We start from the raw sequence: 18327 nt of genomic DNA on the forward strand, positions 1-18327 counted from the left end.
ACTCGTTTATGGTTTATGTTTGAATACTAGCACAGTTATTTAAACAAATAACTATGGCGGAGCATGCGCTGTAAGGGGCATTGGAGCTTATAAATTCATGAGAATCAAATTGTTGAGGTGGCTTGTTTGCGGCGTAAAATGGATTAAGCTCAATTATTGCTTATTTAGTGATAACTAAGTGCTTTAATCGCTTGTCTTTTCTAAGTTTCATGCATTACTATTCAGAAAGCGTAAATTAAGGAGAAAAACATGTTTTCAGGAAGTATTGTGGCGTTATTAACACCATTTAGCAGTGATGGTGAAGTGGATTATGATAGCTTAAAAAGGCTGGTCGAATTTCATGTGGAAGCTGGTACAGATGGCATCGTTGCTGTTGGTACAACTGGTGAGTCGGCAACACTGACTGTTGAAGAACATGTAAAAGTGGTTAATAAGGTGGTTGAGTATGCGGCTGGTCGCCTGTGGGTTATTGCCGGAACAGGGGCAAATGCGACTCATGAAGCGGTACTATTTAGTCGCTTGTTAAATGACTCAGGTATTGACGGTGTATTGAGTGTGACTCCGTATTACAATAAACCAAGCCAAGAAGGCCTATATCAGCACTACAAGGCCATTGCTGAAGTAAGTGAAGTTCCTGTTATCCTATACAATGTTCCGGGACGAACCGCGGTAGACCTATTACCAGAAACGGTCGCACGTCTTGCTAAGCTAGATAAAATTGTTGCATTGAAAGATGCTACGGGCGATTTAGAAAGAGTTGCCATTCATCGTGAACTTTGTGGCGAAGATTTCGTCTTACTAAGTGGTGATGATGCAACTGGATTAGAATTTGTTCGTTTAGGTGGTGCTGGTGTTATTTCAGTAAGCAATAATATTGCTGCAGAGAAAATGGCCACTTTATTTAAATTGGCTAAAGAAGGCCGATTTGAAGAAGCGGCAGCAATTGACGATGGTCTTGCGGCATTGCATAAAAATTTATTTGTTGAATCAAGCCCGATTCCTGTTAAGTGGGCAGCCCATAAAATGGGGCTGATTTCAGAAGGTCATTTGCGTTTACCGCTTACAGAGCTTTCTGAACAAGCACAACCACTTGTTTTACAAACAATAACGGAAGCTGGCCTTATATAAATTATAAGTATTGAAATTAACCGAGTGGAATTGTCGCTCGGTTTTATTAGGAGTAGCAATGAAGTTTTCTTCTCAGCTGGTGATGAGCTCACTGGCTGTTCTTGTTTTAAGCGCATGTTCAGGTAGCCCAACGGAAAGACGTCAGGCGAGAGATGATTTTGAGTATTTAAATACGCCAGATTTTGAGCCTTGGGTGGTGTTACCTGATGCAAAAAGAGAGTTCTATCCTAACTACCAAATACCAGAGGGTGACTTTAATGGTCCAGTTGGTCAATCGGTAGATATTCGCCCTCCACAGCAGATATTGGAACTTATTCCTGGTGCTCGTTCAGAAATAAGTAATGGCGAAGTTTTAATGTGGTTACTTCGTGAAGATGAAGTGGATAATATCTGGAAAACCATTTTAGAAGTGACTCAGGAAAATGACATTGCGTTACTGGAAAGTAGTGATAATGCCATAGAGACCGATTGGTTGACTTGGGTTTCTGATGATGAAGAGTATGAGATCGGTAGCCGCTATCGAATTGAGCGTTTTGAGAAAAGTAACCGTTTTGGGTTTAAAATAGCGCTTATCGAATGGCAAGAGAATGGTCAAAAAGCGGAAGTAAGCAAAACCAATAGAGAGAGATACAACATCTTTCTTACCAACATGATCACCTCTACATACGATCAAAAGTTGCGTGAAGAAGCGCAACGAAAAGCGGAAGAGTTGGTGAAGAGCATTCCTATTAGTATGGGTACTGATAGAAGTGGCTTACCCGTTATTATTGCTCGAGCTCAATACAATGTGTTTTGGCAACGAATGATTAAAACGCTGCCTGAAATTGGTTTTAAACTTGAAGAGCGTAACCAGTCTCAAGGGATCATTAAGGCACTCTATTTCTCTCCTGACGATGAGTTTTGGCAGTCTATTGGTATCAAGCCGTTGTCGTTAGATGAGCGTTCTTTGACGTTTTTGTTTGGTGACTTAGGTAACCGTACATCCATCAATATCACGGATTCTTCTGGTAAACCTGTAGCGGAAGAAGTTCTTAATTCAATTGCGCCAGTTATTGGTGCGGTTCTGGATAAGCAAAAATAATAATAAACCCTCTCTTAGCCTGGGAGAGGGTTTGTTTATTAATTGAGGTTATCTGTTTCACTCACCCTGACTTCTTCTTCTAATTTAAAGAATGTTAGAGAGGCCTTTTGTGCTTCGGCTAACTGTGCGAGCTCGGTTGCGGCTTGCTGGGTCTGTTCAATCGAAGAGACATTTTGATTAACCAGATCGAAGGTATACGTGGTGTTTTCTGAAATTCCTTTTGTAACGCTAAATTGCTCTTGAGACGCAGTAGCAACAAGGGTATTAACTTCATCAATAGATTGCACCGAGCTAACGATTTCATCAAAAGAGAGTTTCACTTTTTCTGATAGAGCGACCGACTGTTGAATAGCTGAAACATTCTCCATTACGTTGTTACTGGTTCGTTCGGATTGCCCTTGCAGTTTGGCAATGATTTGTTGAATATTTTCTGTTGATTTTTGTGTTTTTGCCGCCAGCTCTCTTACTTCATCGGCTACTACTGCAAACCCTCTTCCTGCTTCACCTGCTCTAGCAGCTTCGATTGCGGCATTCAATGCTAATAAGTTTGTTTGGTCTGAGATGGCGCTAATCACGCTAGTCACTTCACCAATATTGGCTGCGTCGAGTTTAAGCTCTTCAACCATTTGTGCCGTCTCATGAAACGATGTGTTGATGTGTTGAGTCAGCGCAACGGCATCATCAAGATTTTTATGCCCTTGTTGTACATTACCGATGGCTTCTTGTGCTGCTTTCTCTGCATGCTCAGCGTTACTACTGACTTCTTGCGATGTGCTAGATAATTCGGTAATAGCGGTTGATATCTGTTCTATTTGTGACAGTTCATTTTGTGCATTTTCAGAAGAGGTGCCCATAACATAGGTTAGCTCCTCTGAAGCGGAAGAAACATTTACCGATGTTTCATTGATAGCAATGATGACTTCTCGGAGTTTGGTTAATAGGCTGTTTAATGCCCGGGACATATCACCAATCTCATCTTTAGTGTCTATTTCCGCTGTGATATAGAAATGACCTTTAGACACTTTATCTATGGTAGATACGATTTGATTAAGAGGACGGTTAATACGATTCGATATATAAAATGCCACCAATAGCGATAGAAGGGTACCTATAGTGACAATGATTATAATGGTTGTTTTTGCCGACATGGCATACTGCGCTAGTTCTTCGTTGTTCCTATCGTTAACTTGGTTTAGTAAGCTTTCGGCTTCTCGAGCATACTTGAGCATCTCTTTTTCCAAGTTATTATACTGTTGAACGTCTTCGGCTAACTTATTGATTTTGCTGCTATAGAGTGCCAGTTTATTTTGTGTAGTACGGCTCAATGTCTCAAGCTTATAATCTATCTCGGCTACCGCGACAAGTGTGGTTTGCAATTCAGCAACGTTCTCTTTTATTACTTCTATATCGGAATAATCCGCTCTTAACATATAGTTTTTTTCATCAACTCTGATGTTACTAATTAAGACGCTAACTTTATCAGCTAGGGTTGAGAGCGTATCATTTTCATCACTCTCAACCGCTTTTTGGTTTATCTTTACCGAGGCTACCTCTATTTCTCGGGCAACATCAACAATGCTGTCATATAAACTCGCTTTTTCTATTAATAGTTCAGAGCGGTTTAGAAATACGTTTTCATACTTTTTTAGATTGGCAATTAGCATGTTAAAACGTGTGGGCTCTATGTTGTCTTTCTCTACATTTATGGCAGAGGTAAGCTTAGCCATATTACTTTTAAAGTCTTCAATATATTCTTGATCCAACCGAATGGTTAAGTTTTTCTCTGCGATTCTCGTTTCTTTAATATCCATGGACATGCTATTTACATGTTCTGTACTAATGACATTTTCTGTAAAAGAAGAAAATGAACTTATCGCTTGGTAAGAGATAATACCCAATAAAAAAATGATAAGTGAGAACCCGGAGAACAACATAGTTTTAATGCGCATATTTCATTTCACCTATTAACTTACAATATATGTGGTGAAAGCTATCATGCGCTCAGATGTTGGCACAATTCAGAAAGGTCTGAAAATATAGCGACGGTTAGATGACGGGAGTGCTTGATAAGCAGGGAAGTGCAGAGCAGTATATGTTATTTATCAGGGGTGTTTTGTTGGTTATTTTCATCAGTCTGCTTTGTTAACTTATCAATATCTTTAACGGACTGACTTTTACCAAATTTCATATTTGCGGTGTATTTTAAGGCGGCAATATTACCAATAACAACACTTACAATGACGATGCTGATTACCCAAGGGTTGGTTAAAAATTCCATTACATCTCCGTGGTTATATTACTAATATAATTTGAGTATATATGCTCTAAATGTTGTAAAACATGAGCTGCCCCTAAAATAGGTTCTTTATCTAAACACTCTCTAATATCTGTTAACGATAACTGAGATAAACAGTGTGTACTCACCAGACGGTGGCTGATATGCCATGGTTCAATGGCCACGCCACCTTGATCTTTGGCATAAGGAAAGAAAAAGCCAAAGCGTCCTGCTTCACTTATAAGCCATTGGTAAAATGCGCTTTGTGACCCATCAAAATACTCCCAAGGTTCAAGCTTTAATGTTTCATCTTTAGCAAGGCAGTTTTTCGCAAACAGATCAAAATCTGTTCCCCAGTGGTGCCTACTGGCTCCGGGTAACGCTGACCAGCGTAATATGGCGTAAATTTTCTCTTTGGCGGTTAGTCTTTCAGCCTCTAACGGAAGGCTATTTGAGTCTAGAATTGGGGTAAGACCTTGGTATTTGCGATTCCATATATAGGACTGTCGTTGATAGTCACGAAAGCCGCTAGCAATGTGAAGGTGAAAACCTTCTGCTGTTGCCGCTTTAACAAGAGCTTGCACGTCATCAATAATAGAGTGGTGTACCACAACAGATTGATAGCCAGTATCAATCTGTTGTAGATGGGTATCAACGCGCCCTGTTAGCTGCTCTGGTGTCATTTAGTGAGCAGTTTTTCTAGGGTTTTTTGATACATATCGGTGAGTTTCTCTAAATCAGCGATATTGACACATTCGTTAACCTTATGAATTGTCGCATTAATTGGGCCCAGCTCTATAACTTGCCCTTCCATTCGGGCTATAAAGCGGCCGTCGGATGTACCGCCAGTCGTAAGCAGTTGAGGTTTTTTATGGTTAATCTCCTCAATAGACTCAACCACCGCGTCCAACAAAGGGCCATTATCGGTTAGGAATGGGTCACCATTAAATGTCCAGTCCAAGCGATAGTCGAGACCATAGGAATCTAACGTAGAGTGAACACGTTTTACTATCTCGTCGTTACATAGCTCGGTACTAAAGCGCATATTAAACTGAACTTTAAACTCTCCTGGAATGACATTAGAAGCGCCTGTCCCTGCAAATAGGTTGGGGATCTGGAAGCTGGTTGGCGGGAAGAAGGCATTACCATCATCCCATTTAGTATTGACTAGTTCGGCGAGCGCAGGCAGTGCTAGGTGAATAGGGTTGCTGGCTAAATGAGGATAAGCAACATGGCCTTGAGTGCCTTTGATAGTGATATCGCCAGTGATGGAACCTCTACGTCCATTCTTAACAACATCACCGGTTTCGTGAGTACTGGAAGGCTCACCGACAATACACATATCGATGTTTTCACCACGTGCCATCAGAGTTTCGACGACTTTGACAGTACCATTAATAAACGGGCCTTCTTCATCGGAAGTGATCAAGAAACCGATAGAGCCAGTATGATCAGGGTATTGTTCAATGAATCGTTCCACCGCAACGATCATACAGGCCAGAGAGCCTTTCATGTCCGCGGCTCCACGGCCATGTAGGTGACCATCAATTATTGTCGGTTCAAATGGTGGCGTGTGCCACTGTTCTAGAGGTCCTGCAGGGACAACATCTGTGTGGCCAGCAAAGGCAAACAACGGTGCTGTGTCTCCTCTTCTAGCCCAAAAGTTAGTGGTATCATCAAATACCATCTCTTCTATTGTAAATCCTAGAGCTTTTAAACGTTCAATCATGACGACTTGGCAGCCGGCATCTTCTGGAGTTACCGATTGACGGCTAATTAAATCTTTTGCTAACGCCAATACTGGGCTATCACTCATCCTTGAAAATCCTTTTAACTAAAAATTGCTTGGTATTGTTCTGCTTTAAATCCGATATAAAACTGGTCATCTATCTGTAATATCGGTCGCTTAATCATGGCGGGGTTATCCACTAGTAAAGATAGCGCACTCTGCTCATTTAAATTATCTTTCTGATCTTGAGTGAGCTGACGGTATGTTGTACCACGTTTATTAAGCACATTCTCCCATCCTAACTGTTGACAAAAAAGTGTCACTAGCTCGGTATCGATTCCCTGTTTTCTATAATCATGAAACTCAAAGGTAACTTGTTGTTCCGTTAGCCACTTTTTGGCTTTCTTTATGGTGTCGCAATTCGGGATACCATACATGGTAATGCGCATGTCTATTCCTTTCTATAGATTGTCTATGAGTATTTATCAGTACTTGTCCAATAGCAATAAACCTGACGTTGCAGCACAAAAATACTATGTGGATTGAAAAATTATCATGTTATTGATCAAACTCAAAATTAATCATAGAAAAAGCGAAATAATGTTATCCGACGCAATGTTGTATGGGAGCTGTCATGGAGCTAAGTCCTGTTTTTGCCCGACGTTTATATCTGGCATTATTGGTGGAAGATCTAGAAAGACCAAACGTACCTAAACTTATAGAAGAGACGGGTTGGCCCCGCCGTACCATCCAAGATGTGTTAAAAGCGCTTCCGGGTATAGGTATTGAGTTGATGTTTATTCAAGACGGACGGCGACACAATGATGGTTATTATCATTTGTCTGATTGGGGACCATTTGATAGCCAGTGGGTAGTAGAGAGAAAGGGAGAAATAGCCTTGACTCTTGGTTTCCATAGCTAGCAATATCTGTACTAACGGCTTATCGGTTTTTTAAAAGGCTATCGTTGTGGTGATAGCCTTTTGTCAGCGCTAACTCGCTTGAATATAAGTGATAAATCCGATCCAGCTAACGAGTAGTAACATCCAAGGAAGCATGGAGTTATCTTTGCTTTGTTCGGTAGTGGTGTTTGTTGGTGTGTTTTCAGCAGTTGAATCGGTTTTAGCCTGTATAATTTTTTCTTTCTGTGTTTTTTTCTTAGCCTTATCAGCTTGTCGACTTTTCTCTTTCTGTTGTTTCTTGTATTGAGCGATGCCTTTTTCAATTCCTTGAGCAATTATTTTCGTTTGCTCTTTGGTTTGTCCGGGACGTTGTGTTGCTTTGGCGATTTTCATTGATTCAGCTTGGGTTTCTTGTGACACTTTATTCTTTGTTGCTTTCATAACAGCGACTATCTTTTTGGAAAATAAACTTAGCGTTAGCTTAACATATACTCAAGTGACCTCAAGGAGCAGGATTCAGAGCGGTATCAATAGGTTCAGTTCAAGAAAGATAGTCGAAGGAATGGCATCCCCTTTTCGAGGTTATTTAATGGCCGCTTAACCATAATGACTGCTTACAATTGTGGTGATGTACGGGAGTGAAAAGGTTTGGCGCGTTTTCCCCTTGATTGGAGTGTTGTGAATGGCTAAAGCGGTTGATGTAATTGGTGTAGGCTTTTGTGCGTTATTTAATTGATGAATATGATAAACAAGGTTTTTTGAAACCCCCTGTCTGGTTGTGGTTAGGCTGGTTGTTTCTTGCTAAAGCGTGGGTGGTGTTTATTGTTGCAGGAGCCAGTCGGGAAGAAGGGACGAAGTTGTTGGAGATCATTTATCCGATTCACTCTACGTTTTATATTGGACTGGCTATAGGTTTTCCTGCGCTAGCGCTTATCTGGATGATGGGATTACGAAACCAAGATAGGCCAAGAGTATGCCGCTTTATCAGCCATGCTCAATGGATGACATTGCTGCTTACTGTCATGCAATTAGGATTGGCGGGTCAGCAGGTTGTATTGTTAAGTGGAAAGTTTAGCTGGCCGCTTGCTACTACATTAGTGCTATTGCTGTGGTTGCTTATTTATATCAGCAAAAGCCGAAGGGTAAGAGATTGTTTTCGTTCACCAAACATTATTTGACGTAATAATGGGGACAATCGTGTTTAGATTGTTGTAGAGTTTTATGGTCGTTATTTTCTACAACTAAAATAGTGCAAAATCGGAGAAGTAAACTATGTCGTGTTTTCAGTCTGCAATTGTTCCAGAAGCTGGGCCTTTTGCACTTTATGTCCAATTTAAAATTACATCAGAGCCTCAGCGAGTTGTTGATGCTCTAAAGAAAGTTCCTGCCCTAGTTGATGAGTTAAATCAAAAGCAGCCTGAGGCGGATTTAACCGCTGCAATTGCATTTAGTCATGAATTTTGGAGTAAAACCAATCAAAGTGTACCTGATGAGCTGATTCCATTTAAAACTCTTGGATCTGGCGATGTAGTGGCACCTTGTAGTGATGTTGATGTGCTATTGCATTGTCACTCTACTCGTCATGATTTGCATTTTTACCTCATTCGCAAGCTGTTATCGGAAGTGGCAGAATATATCGATGTTGTAGATGAAACCTATGGGTATCGCTATTTAGACTCTCGAGATATGACGGACTTTGTTGATGGTACAGAAAACCCTGAAGGCAGCCAAAGAGAAGAGGTGGCAATAATTGCTGAGGGAGAGTTTGCCGGTGGTAGCTATGTGCTGGCTCAGCGATTTGTTCATAATTTACCAGCATGGAACCAGCTTTCTGTAGCACAGCAAGAGAAGGTAATTGGACGCACAAAACCCGACTCTATCGAACTTGATGATGTGCCTGCTCAGTCTCATGTTGGCCGCGTGGATATCAAAGAACAGGGTAAAGGATTAAAGATCGTTCGTCATAGCCTGCCATATGGTACGGCCACAGGAGAACATGGCCTGTTGTTCTTAGCTTACTGCAACACTTTACATAATATCGAGACCATGTTGTTGAGCATGTATGGTGAACTCGATGGTAAGCCGGATCACCTGCTAAATTATACTAAAGCCGTGACGGGTGCGTATTTCTTCGCGCCTTCTCAGCAGATGCTTCAATCCTTATCGGTATAGTCGTTTCATTATTCCCCCTTCGAAAAGAGAGCAATATTGCTCTCTTTTTTCTAAAGAAATATAGCTAGCTGTCGATATCATGTCGTAAACCCATTTATTAACGACCTCTCTGGATGAGCAATGGATCAGAATGATCAAGCGCTTGTATAGGTTGGTATAACTTCATCAAGTAGGGCTATGGCTGTTACCGTAAATACCAATGTTTCCGCATTGACGGCACAACGACACTTAGGTCTGGCAACGCATCAGTTGAACCAGTCTTTAGAGCGTTTGTCTTCGGGAAGCCGTATTAACAGTGCTAAGGATGATGCTGCTGGGTTGCAAATCTCCAACCGATTAGAGTCTCAGATGCGCGGTTTAGATGTGGCGATTCGAAATGCCAATGATGGTATTTCTATCGTGCAGACTGCAGAAGGCGCAATGAATGAGACAACCAATATATTGCAACGAATGCGAGACCTCTCCCTACAATCCTCAAATGGCTCAAACAGTCGATCAGAGCGAGTAGCGATCCAACAAGAAGTATCGGCATTAGAAGATGAGTTAAATCGTATTGCTGAAACGACATCGTTTGGTGGTAAGAAACTCTTAAATGGTAATTTTGCTAAAGCGTCATTTCAAATAGGAGCCTCTTCAGGCGAGGCGATGCAAATCTCTTTGAAAAACATGCGAACAGACTCTCTTGATATGGGAGCGTTAAGTTATGTTGCAAACGGGATGGCAGATAAAGATTGGCAAGTTAAGTCGGGTCAAAATATGTTTATTATGAGCTTTGCCAATGAGCAGGGTAAACAGGAGAATATTCATATTAAGGCAAAAGCTGGTGATGATATCGAAGAGCTGGCTACCTACATTAATGGCCAAACAGATAAGGTCTCTGCGTCGGTAAATGAAACAGGTCAATTGCAAATCGTTATGGCTGGTAATCAAACGGGTGGGGCGGTTAACTTTGCAGGTAGCCTCGCTCAAGAGCTCGAAATGTCAGGGCCGGTATTTGAAACCATTAGTGATTTAGATTTAACGACGGTAGGAGGCTCTCAACGTGCGGTTGCGTTAATTGATGGCGCAATGAAGTTTGTTGATAGTCATAGATCAGAGCTTGGTGCTTATCAAAATAGATTTGGTCATGCGATAAATAACCTTGAAAACATAAATGAAAACCTAGCCAGCTCTAACAGTAGAATAAAAGATACTGATTTTGCTAAAGAGACCACTAAGTTGATCCGTCAACAAATTTTGCAGCAAGTCAGTACAACCGTTTTAGCGCAAGCTAAGCAAGCACCAAATTTAGCGTTGACGTTACTGGCAAATTAGCCGGGAAGAGTCAGCATATCATGACGGTGATAAAGCTAGACGGCGTTCATCGGCAGCATAAATCGAAACTTTAGTCTTTTTTTTAAGAAATTACTGTTTTTATCGCCTTATTCACATTTTCCCTCTCAAAGTACTATTTCTATAAAGTTATCCAAATTTTTCCTAAAGAATTTCTATTGTTAGCCGTTAATAGAATTAACTTAGAAAAACTATTTGGTTTTCCAGAATATTGGAAAACGCAATAACGGAAAATCAATTGGAGAAATCACCATGGCAGTTAATGTAAATACAAACGTAGCGGCAATGACAGCACAACGTCATTTGAATAACGCAGCAAACGACCTTAATGGGTCAATGGAACGTCTATCTTCAGGTTTCAAAATCAACAGCGCAAAAGACGACGCAGCGGGTCTTCAAATCTCTAACCGTTTGAATGCACAAAGCCGTGGTCTTGATGTTGCAGTACGAAATGCTAACGATGGCATCTCTATCGCACAAACCGCAGAAGGTGCAATGAACGAAACCACCAATATTCTGCAACGTATGCGTGACCTATCTCTACAATCATCAAATGGCTCTAACTCATCAGAAGAGCGTGTGGCGATTCAAGAAGAGATTGGTGCACTGAACGATGAGTTAAACCGTATCGCTGAAACCACGTCTTTTGGTGGTAACAAGCTACTTAACGGTACTCACGGTACTAAATCGTTCCAAATCGGTGCGGATAACGGTGAAGCCGTAATGCTTGAGCTAAAAGACATGCGTTCAGACAACCGTCTAATGGGTGGCTCAACGTATCAAGCAACGGGCGAAATTGATAAGAACTGGGAAGTATCGAAAGATGCACAGCTAACAATTGGTGTTACTGACCAGTTTGGTGCGGCTCGCGAAATCACTATTGATGCGAAAGAAGGTGACGATATTGAAGAGCTAGCAACTTACATCAATGGTCAACAAGACCTAGTCAGTGCGTCAGTAGATGAAAGCGGCAACCTTCAAGTATTCGCAGGTAACAACTCAGTTGAAGGTAATGTGACCTTTGGTGGAAGCCTAGCGGGTGAGCTTGGAATGAGTGGCCCAACATCAGTATCGGTAGACACCATTGATGTTCGTAGCGTAGGTGGAGCACAAGAAGCAGTAGCGATTGTCGATGCAGCGATGAAGTATGTGGATAGTCACCGTGCAGAGCTAGGTGCATTCCAGAACCGCTTTGATAGTGCAATCAACAACTTAGATAACATCAACGAAAATGTGAATGCGTCTAAGAGCCGAATCAAAGATACTGACTTTGCGAAAGAAACAACGTCTATGACTAAGTCACAAATTTTGCAACAAGCATCTACTTCTGTACTTGCTCAAGCAAAACAAGCACCAAATACAGCACTAAGCTTACTAGGCTAACTGAATTTGGTTATTCGCTAGATAGAGTCGCGAAGAGAATGATAAACCCTGACAGAGATGTTGGGGTTTTATTTTTTGTCTCGGTAATGTTGCTATAGCTGTCGTATTCAGCCTGTGATTAAACGTTGCAGCTACTAATGCGAACGATAGGCAACGGACTGTGTAGATATGAAAAAGCCCGCTAAGTGTGCTCTTAGCGGGCTTTTATATAGCTTAAACTAATGTTATTTAGTTACGCGTAGTACCGGAGTTTCGCTAACGGTAACAGAACCAGCAAGCTTATTAAGCTCTTTGATTTCGTCCATATTAGAGATAACAACAGGAGTTAGCGTTGACTTTGCATTCTCTTGAAGGAAAGCAAGATCAAATTCAATAACAGTATCACCTACTTTTACTGCTTGACCTTCTTCAGCAATACGAGTGAAACCTTCACCTTTTAACTCAACAGTGTCGATACCAAAGTGAACGAACAACTCTACGCCATCTTCAGATTCGATAGAGAAAGCGTGGTTGGTTTCAAAGATTTTGCCGATAGTACCGTTAACTGGAGCGACCATTTTGTCACCAGAGGGTTTGATCGCAATGCCGTCACCAACGATTTTTTCTGCGAAGACAACATCTGGCACATCTTCAATGTTAACAATCTCACCGGAAAGTGGTGCGATAATTTCAATAGCCCCTGCGTCAGCGCCGTCGTCTGATACTAGTTTCTTAAGTTTGTCAAACAGACCCATGTCGTGCTCCTAAACATTTAATAATTCTGTTAATTATATTAGCAGTTTGATTTTTCTGCGATAAATTTTTCTACATGAGCTTCAATTTCTGCAGCCGTTGCCATTGCAAGGGCTTCATCCGCCATTACTTTGACTTCTGCGAAGTTAGCGTTCCTAATTACCTTTTTAATACTCGGTATAGAAATGCCACTCATACTAAACTCATCTAGGCCCATGCCTAGAAGAAGAAGTGTTGCACGTTCATCACCTGCTAACTCACCACACATTCCAGTCCATTTACCTTCTTTGTGAGAGGCATCTATCACTTGCTTGATCACGGTTAGTACCGCAGGTGATAACGGGTTGTACAGATGAGAAATCAGCTCATTTCCTCGGTCAACTGCTAGAGTATACTGGGTTAAATCGTTAGTACCAATACTAAAGAAGGAAACTTCTTTTGCTAGATGGTGCGCAATTGCCGCAGCTGCTGGTGTTTCTACCATTACACCAATCTCAATTTCCTCATCAAAATCAAGGTTTTCAGCACGTAACTCAGCTTTATACTCTTCAATTGCTCCTTTCAGTTCGCGAATCTCTTCGACTGAAATAATCATTGGGAACATAATGCGTAACTTACCATGGGCAGATGCACGTAAGATTCCACGAAGTTGGTCACGTAAAATTTCACGACGATCTAAGCTAATGCGAACCGCACGCCATCCTAGGAATGGGTTCATCTCTTTTGGTAAATCTAAGTAAGGTAAGTCTTTATCACCACCAATATCCATTGTTCGGATGATAACGGCTTCGCCACTCATTGCTTCCGCAACTTCTTTATAGGCTTGGTACTGTTCTTCTTCAGTTGGTAGTGACGTGCGGTCCATAAATAGGAACTCGGTACGATAAAGGCCAACGCCTTCTCCACCGTTACGCAAGATTCCGTCACAATCTTTAACGGTACCAATATTGCCACACACTTCCACTCTATGTTCATCAAGAGTGATAGCCGGTAAATCTTTTAATTTGGCGAGCTCTAACTTATCTGCAATAAATTGATCGCGCACTTGCTGTGCTTCGGCCAATTGAGCATCTGTTGGTGACACAATGATTTTGTTGTTCATTGCGTCAAGAATAATGGTGTCACCGTTCTTAACTTGTTTAGTGATATCGTTTGTGCCAACGATTGCGGGAAGTTCCAAAGAACGAGCCATAATCGAGGTATGAGACGTACGTCCACCAATATCACATGCAAAGCCTAAAACGTAGTCTAGGTTGATTTGCGCTGTTTCTGATGGCGTTAAATCGTAAGCAACAAGTATCACTTCTTCGTCAATATCGCTTAAAGAGACAATGTTGATTCCTAGAGCATTCTTTACAAAACGAGTACCAATATCACGAATATCGGTAGCGCGTTCTTTTAAGTATTCATCATCCAATGATTCTAATGCGGTTGCTTGCTCTTCAATAACGGTATGAATTGCGTTATCGACATGCATTTTATCATTTTTGACTAGGGCTAAAATCTCTTCTTCTAGCTCTTCGTCTTCCAGCAACATTATATGCCCTTCGAAAATGGCTTCTTTTTCTTCGCCAAAGGTTTCAAGAGCTTTTTGTTTAATGACTTCCAGTTGACGAGCCGATTTATCACGAGCGTCGTAAAATCGCTGTACTTCTGTATCAATTTGGTCGTCTGAGATTGAATGTGTGTTGAGGACGATTTCATCTTCCTGAAGTAGTAGTGCCTTGCCGAATGCAATACCTGGAGATGCTAGAATGCCTGAAATCATAGCTTTACCTTAAATTGGTCAAGTGTTTCTGAGAAATAAAAGAGATGGTTGCTAACTAAGTATTAGCTGAGATGGTGCGAAATATCCAACATAGGCCATTTAATCAAGGAGAAAAATGGCCTATGTGAATTAATTTCTGATGACTTAGTCTAATGTGTCCATTAGAGCAACTAAGTGATCAACAGCTTTTTGAGCTTGAGCGCCTTCTGCTGAAATAGTAACAACTGTGCCTTTAACTAGGCCAAGCGTTTGCAATTTGAAAAGGCTTTTAGCGCTAGCGCTTTTGCCATTTGACGTTACAGTGATGTCTGCGTCGAATGACTTAGCTTCTTTAACAAACTGAGCTGCTGGACGAGTGTGAAGACCATTTTCTGCAGTGATTTCTACTTGCTTCTGATACATGTGATATACCCCAATTGATTTATATTTTGTATGTATTTTAGTCAGTATTGAATAACAACGGTTATTTGGTGGTGTTTTCCTACCGCTTTAACCAAGCAAACATGACTGATTTATTTTTAACCACTCGTCCCATGAATGAACAAATGGCAGAATTCTAAACTAGCTCATATGTTTTATTTTGATGCTAGAAATAAAACTAAGGTGATATTACCAAAGGCTGGGCAAGGATCAATAAAAAAAGCCCCTTAATGGGGCTTTTTTTGGTCAAATTTTGATTTGAACACATTAATGTTAAAGAATTATTGCTGATTCTCTTTTTCTGTAAATAAGCCGGAGAATAGTGCTGTACTTAGATATCGCTCACCTGAACTAGGTAAAATTGTAACAATTGTTTTACCTTTGAACTCGGGCAACTCAGCAATACGATTTGCCGCCACAACCGCTGCTCCAGAGGAAATTCCGGCTAAAATGCCTTCTTCTTCCATTAATCGACGCGCCATTTCGATGGCTTCATCTGAAGTAACAGACTCAACTCGGTCTAGTAATTCAAGATCAAGGTTCTCAGGAATGAAGCCAGCACCGATGCCTTGAATTTTGTGTGGAGCAGGTTGAATGTCATCACCAGCCAGTACTTGTGCAATAACCGGAGACTCAGCAGGTTCAACCGCTACAGAAGTAATGGCTTTGCCTTTTTCTCCCTTAATGAATCGGCTGGTTCCCGTGATTGTTCCGCCTGTACCGACGCCAGCAATAATGACATCGACTTCGCCATCGGTCGCATCCCAGATCTCAGGTCCCGTTGTCTGTTCGTGAACAGCAGGGTTAGCAGGGTTATTAAATTGCTGAAGTAATAGGTATTTTTCAGGATTGCTAGCAACAATTTCTTCTGCTTTTGCAATGGCTCCTTTCATGCCTTTCGCAGCTTCAGTTAGCTCTAGGTTTGCGCCAAGGGCTTTAAGTAACTTACGGCGCTCAAGGCTCATCGACTCAGGCATGGTTAGTGTTAGTTTGTAACCGCGAGCAGCAGCAACAAACGCGAGTGCAATACCAGTATTACCACTTGTTGGTTCAACTATTTCTACACCGGCTTTTAGTTTGCCTGATTTTTCCGCTTCCCAAACCATATTGGCACCGATACGGTCTTTTACACTAAAGCTCGGGTTACGAGACTCAATTTTGGCCAATACGTTGCCATTGCTAACGCGATTTAAACGAACGAGAGGAGTTTGACCAATCGTTAGGGTGTTATCTTCGAATATTTTACTCATGACTATGTTCCTTCATTCATTACACGGGATATGTTTAGAAGAATATGCTGCTTTGAAAAAATGAGAAAGATGAAAAAGTTATATGATATTAATTTGTATCACTAACAAGTGATTACAGGTTATTAAGATTGGGGTATTAAACGGACTGTTTTGATACCCCGACTTCTATTAATGCTTGTCTTTAAACTCGCCTACCCACATCGCGGTCGCGCCGCATACAGCGACCGGCATAATAAATAGATTTATAATCGGGATAGCGGTAAAGAAGGCAACTAACATACCAAACCCATATGCTTTACTCTGATTTTGTTTTAAATCATTTCGCATGGATTGAAAGGGTACTTTATGATTATCAAAAGGATAGTCGCAGTACTGTATGGCTAATACCCATGCCGAAAAAATAAACCAAAGTATAGGCGCGACTGTTTGGCCTAATGCGGGAATGAGTAACAGCAGAAACAGGCCAATGGCCTTGGGAAGAAAATATTTAATTTTTTGTAATTCCCTTAGCAAAATTCTTGGTGTGTCTTTTAGTACGCTGAGGAGACTTTGGTTTGAGTCTGGTTTGCCACACAGTTTTTCTTCTACCTTTTCCGCTAGCAGGCCGTTAAACGGTGCGGCAATAAAGTTAGCAATGGTGCTAAAAAAGTAGGAAAAGGTGCCTAGTATGGTAATAGTTACAATTGGCCAAATGAGGTATGAGAGCCAATCTAACCAAGTTGGAACATAACTCATCCAGTTGGTAATCCACTCATTCATATTGGAGAAAAGATAAAACAGCGCGCTGCCTACCAGAACAATATTGGCTAATAGAGGAAAAAGAACAAATCGACGTATTCCAGGCGTCGTCGCTAATTTAAATCCTTGAAAGAAGTAGCCAAAGCCAGATTGCGTCATAGTAAACTCTCTTATGAAATTAATTTTTTCTATCTATATAGACAGCTATCGGTCACAAGAAGTGAGAATACTCAAGTGACTTTAAGGTGCATTTTGAGGTTACTTGAGTATAAATGCTTTGTAAATCCAAAGAAAAAGAGAAAAACCGTGGTAATTGTCACAAGCTAGTAGCAACATCTTTAATTAATTAGTTCAAAAACTTTGCTGACTTTTGGTAAAGTATCCACAATAACCCATTATTTATAAAACTGGTGTAGCAATATCACCATGTTAAGTCGAGAGTGAAGAATGCAGGAATTGCGATTAGTACTCATTGTTGTTGGGGCGTTAGCCATTGCGGCACTGTTATTTCATGGTTTATGGACCAGTAAGAAAGAGAAAAGCAGTAAGTTTTCAGCTGAGTCGCTTAAAGACGATGATATGACGGAAAATAGCTTAACAGCGAATGATGATTTTGTAGTGATTAAGAAAACCAGTAAAGATTCTGCGTTTGGTGTTGAAAGGTCATTTGAGCATGACCCGCTTGATCCTTTGTCGGCCAGTATTGAATCAGATGTTATAGAGCCGCTTTCTACCAAGAAGACTCACTTTGAAGATGATGCTCCATTACCTTCGGTGACGCTTGGAGATGTTGATGACGCTATCAAGGAAGATGACATTATATTCTCGGATGGTGATGTAGAGTTTATTTCTAAACCTCGGAAGGTATCTTTGACTCCAACGCCAAAAGTGACATTAACCGCTGATAATGGTGAAGAAGAAGTCACGGGCTCTGAGAGTGATGTTCAAGTAGAAGATGAAGTAGAAGCAGAGCCAGAAATGCAAGTTATTGTATTGCATGTTCATTGTTCTGGAGAAGCGCCATTTGTCGGCAGTAAATTATTCGACAGCATGCAGCAAAATGGTTTGATTTATGGTGAGATGGATATATATCATCGCCATGCGGATTTGTCGGGTAATGGAAAAGTGCTGTTTAGCGTTGCAAATATGATGCAACCGGGTACGCTTCAGCACGACGATCCTGCCACCTTTACCACTAAAGGGATCTCATTCTTTATGACTTTGCCGTGCTTTGGTGAAGCGGATCAAAACTTCAAACTGATGCTAAAAACGGCTCAGCAAATTGCCGACGATCTCGGTGCTAATGTATTGGATGACCAACGAAATCTATTAACGCCTGATAGGCTTGCGACATATCGTAGCCAAGTTAGAGATTTTGATGCTAATAAAAATGCCCACAATAGTTAAATGCTAAAGGG

19 protein-coding genes are annotated in these 18327 nt (G+C 41.1%); 8 read left to right on the plus strand and 11 right to left on the minus strand.

Features of this window, described 5'->3' with window-relative positions; all coding sequences use genetic code 11:
* Positions 1–249: 249 nt before the first annotated feature.
* Both dapA and bamC read left to right on the plus strand, forming a co-directional pair.
* Entirely contained in the window at positions 250–1128 is an 879-nt protein-coding gene (dapA, locus tag CHJ_RS03795; protein ID WP_171753163.1) for a 4-hydroxy-tetrahydrodipicolinate synthase, read from the plus strand.
* Positions 1129–1186: 58 nt separating this feature from the next.
* Positions 1187–2209 (plus strand): outer membrane protein assembly factor BamC, encoded by a 1023-nt coding sequence (bamC, locus tag CHJ_RS03800; protein WP_317916912.1) that lies wholly within the window; start codon positions 1187–1189, stop codon positions 2207–2209.
* A 38-nt stretch (positions 2210–2247) separates the two neighbouring features.
* Here the strand turns inward: bamC and CHJ_RS03805 are convergent, their stop codons facing one another.
* From CHJ_RS03805 to CHJ_RS03825, 5 genes are all read right to left on the minus strand, one after another.
* A complete protein-coding gene (locus tag CHJ_RS03805; RefSeq protein WP_317916913.1) occupies positions 2248–4158 on the minus strand; it encodes a methyl-accepting chemotaxis protein in 1911 nt (636 codons plus the stop codon).
* A gap of 146 nt (positions 4159–4304) precedes the next feature.
* Entirely contained in the window at positions 4305–4487 is a 183-nt protein-coding gene (locus tag CHJ_RS03810) for a DUF2897 family protein (protein WP_171753165.1), read from the minus strand.
* A complete protein-coding gene (locus CHJ_RS03815; protein ID WP_317916914.1) occupies positions 4487–5167 on the minus strand; it encodes a M15 family metallopeptidase in 681 nt (226 codons plus the stop codon). The genes CHJ_RS03810 and CHJ_RS03815 overlap by 1 nt, the downstream gene beginning before the upstream one ends.
* Positions 5164–6300, minus strand: coding sequence for a succinyl-diaminopimelate desuccinylase (gene dapE, locus CHJ_RS03820; protein ID WP_171753167.1), 1137 nt, complete (start codon positions 6298–6300; stop codon positions 5164–5166). The genes CHJ_RS03815 and dapE overlap by 4 nt, the downstream gene beginning before the upstream one ends.
* A gap of 14 nt (positions 6301–6314) precedes the next feature.
* A complete protein-coding gene (locus CHJ_RS03825; RefSeq protein WP_171753168.1) occupies positions 6315–6662 on the minus strand; it encodes an ArsC family reductase in 348 nt (115 codons plus the stop codon).
* A gap of 185 nt (positions 6663–6847) precedes the next feature.
* Here CHJ_RS03825 and CHJ_RS03830 point away from each other — a divergent pair, with 185 nt between their 5' ends.
* On the plus strand, positions 6848–7135 hold the full coding sequence (locus CHJ_RS03830; protein WP_171753169.1) for a helix-turn-helix domain-containing protein: 288 nt from the start codon (positions 6848–6850) through the stop codon (positions 7133–7135).
* 69 nt (positions 7136–7204) lie between these two features.
* Here the strand turns inward: CHJ_RS03830 and CHJ_RS03835 are convergent, their stop codons facing one another.
* Positions 7205–7555 (minus strand): DUF2956 domain-containing protein, encoded by a 351-nt coding sequence (locus CHJ_RS03835; protein WP_171753170.1) that lies wholly within the window; start codon positions 7553–7555, stop codon positions 7205–7207.
* 278 nt (positions 7556–7833) lie between these two features.
* Between CHJ_RS03835 and CHJ_RS03840 the strand changes: the two genes are divergently transcribed.
* The 4 genes from CHJ_RS03840 to CHJ_RS03855 all read left to right on the plus strand — a co-directional run bounded on the left by CHJ_RS03840 (position 7834) and on the right by CHJ_RS03855 (position 12001).
* On the plus strand, positions 7834–8292 hold the full coding sequence (locus CHJ_RS03840) for a DUF2919 domain-containing protein (protein ID WP_317916915.1): 459 nt from the start codon (positions 7834–7836) through the stop codon (positions 8290–8292).
* 94 nt (positions 8293–8386) lie between these two features.
* Positions 8387–9286 carry a Dyp-type peroxidase gene (locus CHJ_RS03845; RefSeq protein ID WP_317916916.1) on the plus strand — a complete coding sequence of 300 codons (900 nt, stop codon included), beginning with the start codon at positions 8387–8389 and terminating at the stop codon, positions 9284–9286.
* Between the two features lie 177 nt (positions 9287–9463).
* Entirely contained in the window at positions 9464–10600 is a 1137-nt protein-coding gene (locus CHJ_RS03850; protein WP_171753173.1) for a flagellin, read from the plus strand.
* 270 nt (positions 10601–10870) lie between these two features.
* On the plus strand, positions 10871–12001 hold the full coding sequence (locus CHJ_RS03855) for a flagellin (RefSeq protein WP_317916917.1): 1131 nt from the start codon (positions 10871–10873) through the stop codon (positions 11999–12001).
* A gap of 224 nt (positions 12002–12225) precedes the next feature.
* On the opposite strand, the gene crr is transcribed toward CHJ_RS03855, so the two are convergent.
* From crr to cysZ, 5 genes are all read right to left on the minus strand, one after another.
* Positions 12226–12735 carry a PTS glucose transporter subunit IIA gene (crr, locus tag CHJ_RS03860; protein WP_171754237.1) on the minus strand — a complete coding sequence of 170 codons (510 nt, stop codon included), beginning with the start codon at positions 12733–12735 and terminating at the stop codon, positions 12226–12228.
* Positions 12736–12773: 38 nt separating this feature from the next.
* The gene (gene ptsI / locus CHJ_RS03865; protein ID WP_171754238.1) at positions 12774–14501 is read right to left on the minus strand and encodes a phosphoenolpyruvate-protein phosphotransferase PtsI; all 1728 of its coding nucleotides are present in this window, start codon (positions 14499–14501) and stop codon (positions 12774–12776) included.
* Positions 14502–14645: 144 nt separating this feature from the next.
* A complete protein-coding gene (locus CHJ_RS03870; protein ID WP_171754239.1) occupies positions 14646–14903 on the minus strand; it encodes an HPr family phosphocarrier protein in 258 nt (85 codons plus the stop codon).
* A 299-nt stretch (positions 14904–15202) separates the two neighbouring features.
* A complete protein-coding gene (gene cysK, locus CHJ_RS03875; protein WP_171754240.1) occupies positions 15203–16171 on the minus strand; it encodes a cysteine synthase A in 969 nt (322 codons plus the stop codon).
* A gap of 168 nt (positions 16172–16339) precedes the next feature.
* Complete coding sequence (gene cysZ, locus CHJ_RS03880; RefSeq protein WP_317916918.1) at positions 16340–17068, minus strand: sulfate transporter CysZ; 729 nt, start codon at positions 17066–17068, stop codon at positions 16340–16342.
* 288 nt (positions 17069–17356) lie between these two features.
* Here cysZ and zipA point away from each other — a divergent pair, with 288 nt between their 5' ends.
* A complete protein-coding gene (gene zipA, locus CHJ_RS03885) occupies positions 17357–18316 on the plus strand; it encodes a cell division protein ZipA (RefSeq protein ID WP_171754242.1) in 960 nt (319 codons plus the stop codon).
* Positions 18317–18327: the final 11 nt, after the last annotated feature.

Origin of the sequence: Vibrio sp. MACH09 (genome assembly GCF_033238805.1) — a bacterium.
GTDB lineage: Bacteria > Pseudomonadota > Gammaproteobacteria > Enterobacterales > Vibrionaceae > Vibrio.

Excerpts from the sequence above, each read along its gene's own strand:
- CHJ_RS03830 (WP_171753169.1), top strand. The coding sequence starts at position 6,848 with ATGGAGCTAAGTCCTGTTTTTGCCCGACGTTTATATCTGGCATTATTG.
- CHJ_RS03850 (WP_171753173.1), top strand. The coding sequence starts at position 9,464 with ATGGCTGTTACCGTAAATACCAATGTTTCCGCATTGACGGCACAACGA.
- CHJ_RS03825 (WP_171753168.1), bottom strand. The coding sequence starts at position 6,662 with ATGCGCATTACCATGTATGGTATCCCGAATTGCGACACCATAAAGAAA.
- dapA (WP_171753163.1), top strand. The coding sequence starts at position 250 with ATGTTTTCAGGAAGTATTGTGGCGTTATTAACACCATTTAGCAGTGAT.
- ptsI (WP_171754238.1), bottom strand. The coding sequence starts at position 14,501 with ATGATTTCAGGCATTCTAGCATCTCCAGGTATTGCATTCGGCAAGGCA.
- bamC (WP_317916912.1), top strand. The coding sequence starts at position 1,187 with ATGAAGTTTTCTTCTCAGCTGGTGATGAGCTCACTGGCTGTTCTTGTT.
- CHJ_RS03855 (WP_317916917.1), top strand. The coding sequence starts at position 10,871 with ATGGCAGTTAATGTAAATACAAACGTAGCGGCAATGACAGCACAACGT.
- CHJ_RS03810 (WP_171753165.1), bottom strand. The coding sequence starts at position 4,487 with ATGGAATTTTTAACCAACCCTTGGGTAATCAGCATCGTCATTGTAAGT.
- cysK (WP_171754240.1), bottom strand. The coding sequence starts at position 16,171 with ATGAGTAAAATATTCGAAGATAACACCCTAACGATTGGTCAAACTCCT.
- CHJ_RS03815 (WP_317916914.1), bottom strand. The coding sequence starts at position 5,167 with ATGACACCAGAGCAGCTAACAGGGCGCGTTGATACCCATCTACAACAG.
- zipA (WP_171754242.1), top strand. The coding sequence starts at position 17,357 with ATGCAGGAATTGCGATTAGTACTCATTGTTGTTGGGGCGTTAGCCATT.
- cysZ (WP_317916918.1), bottom strand. The coding sequence starts at position 17,068 with ATGACGCAATCTGGCTTTGGCTACTTCTTTCAAGGATTTAAATTAGCG.
- CHJ_RS03845 (WP_317916916.1), top strand. The coding sequence starts at position 8,387 with ATGTCGTGTTTTCAGTCTGCAATTGTTCCAGAAGCTGGGCCTTTTGCA.
- CHJ_RS03805 (WP_317916913.1), bottom strand. The coding sequence starts at position 4,158 with ATGCGCATTAAAACTATGTTGTTCTCCGGGTTCTCACTTATCATTTTT.
- CHJ_RS03870 (WP_171754239.1), bottom strand. The coding sequence starts at position 14,903 with ATGTATCAGAAGCAAGTAGAAATCACTGCAGAAAATGGTCTTCACACT.
- crr (WP_171754237.1), bottom strand. The coding sequence starts at position 12,735 with ATGGGTCTGTTTGACAAACTTAAGAAACTAGTATCAGACGACGGCGCT.
- dapE (WP_171753167.1), bottom strand. The coding sequence starts at position 6,300 with ATGAGTGATAGCCCAGTATTGGCGTTAGCAAAAGATTTAATTAGCCGT.
- CHJ_RS03835 (WP_171753170.1), bottom strand. The coding sequence starts at position 7,555 with ATGAAAGCAACAAAGAATAAAGTGTCACAAGAAACCCAAGCTGAATCA.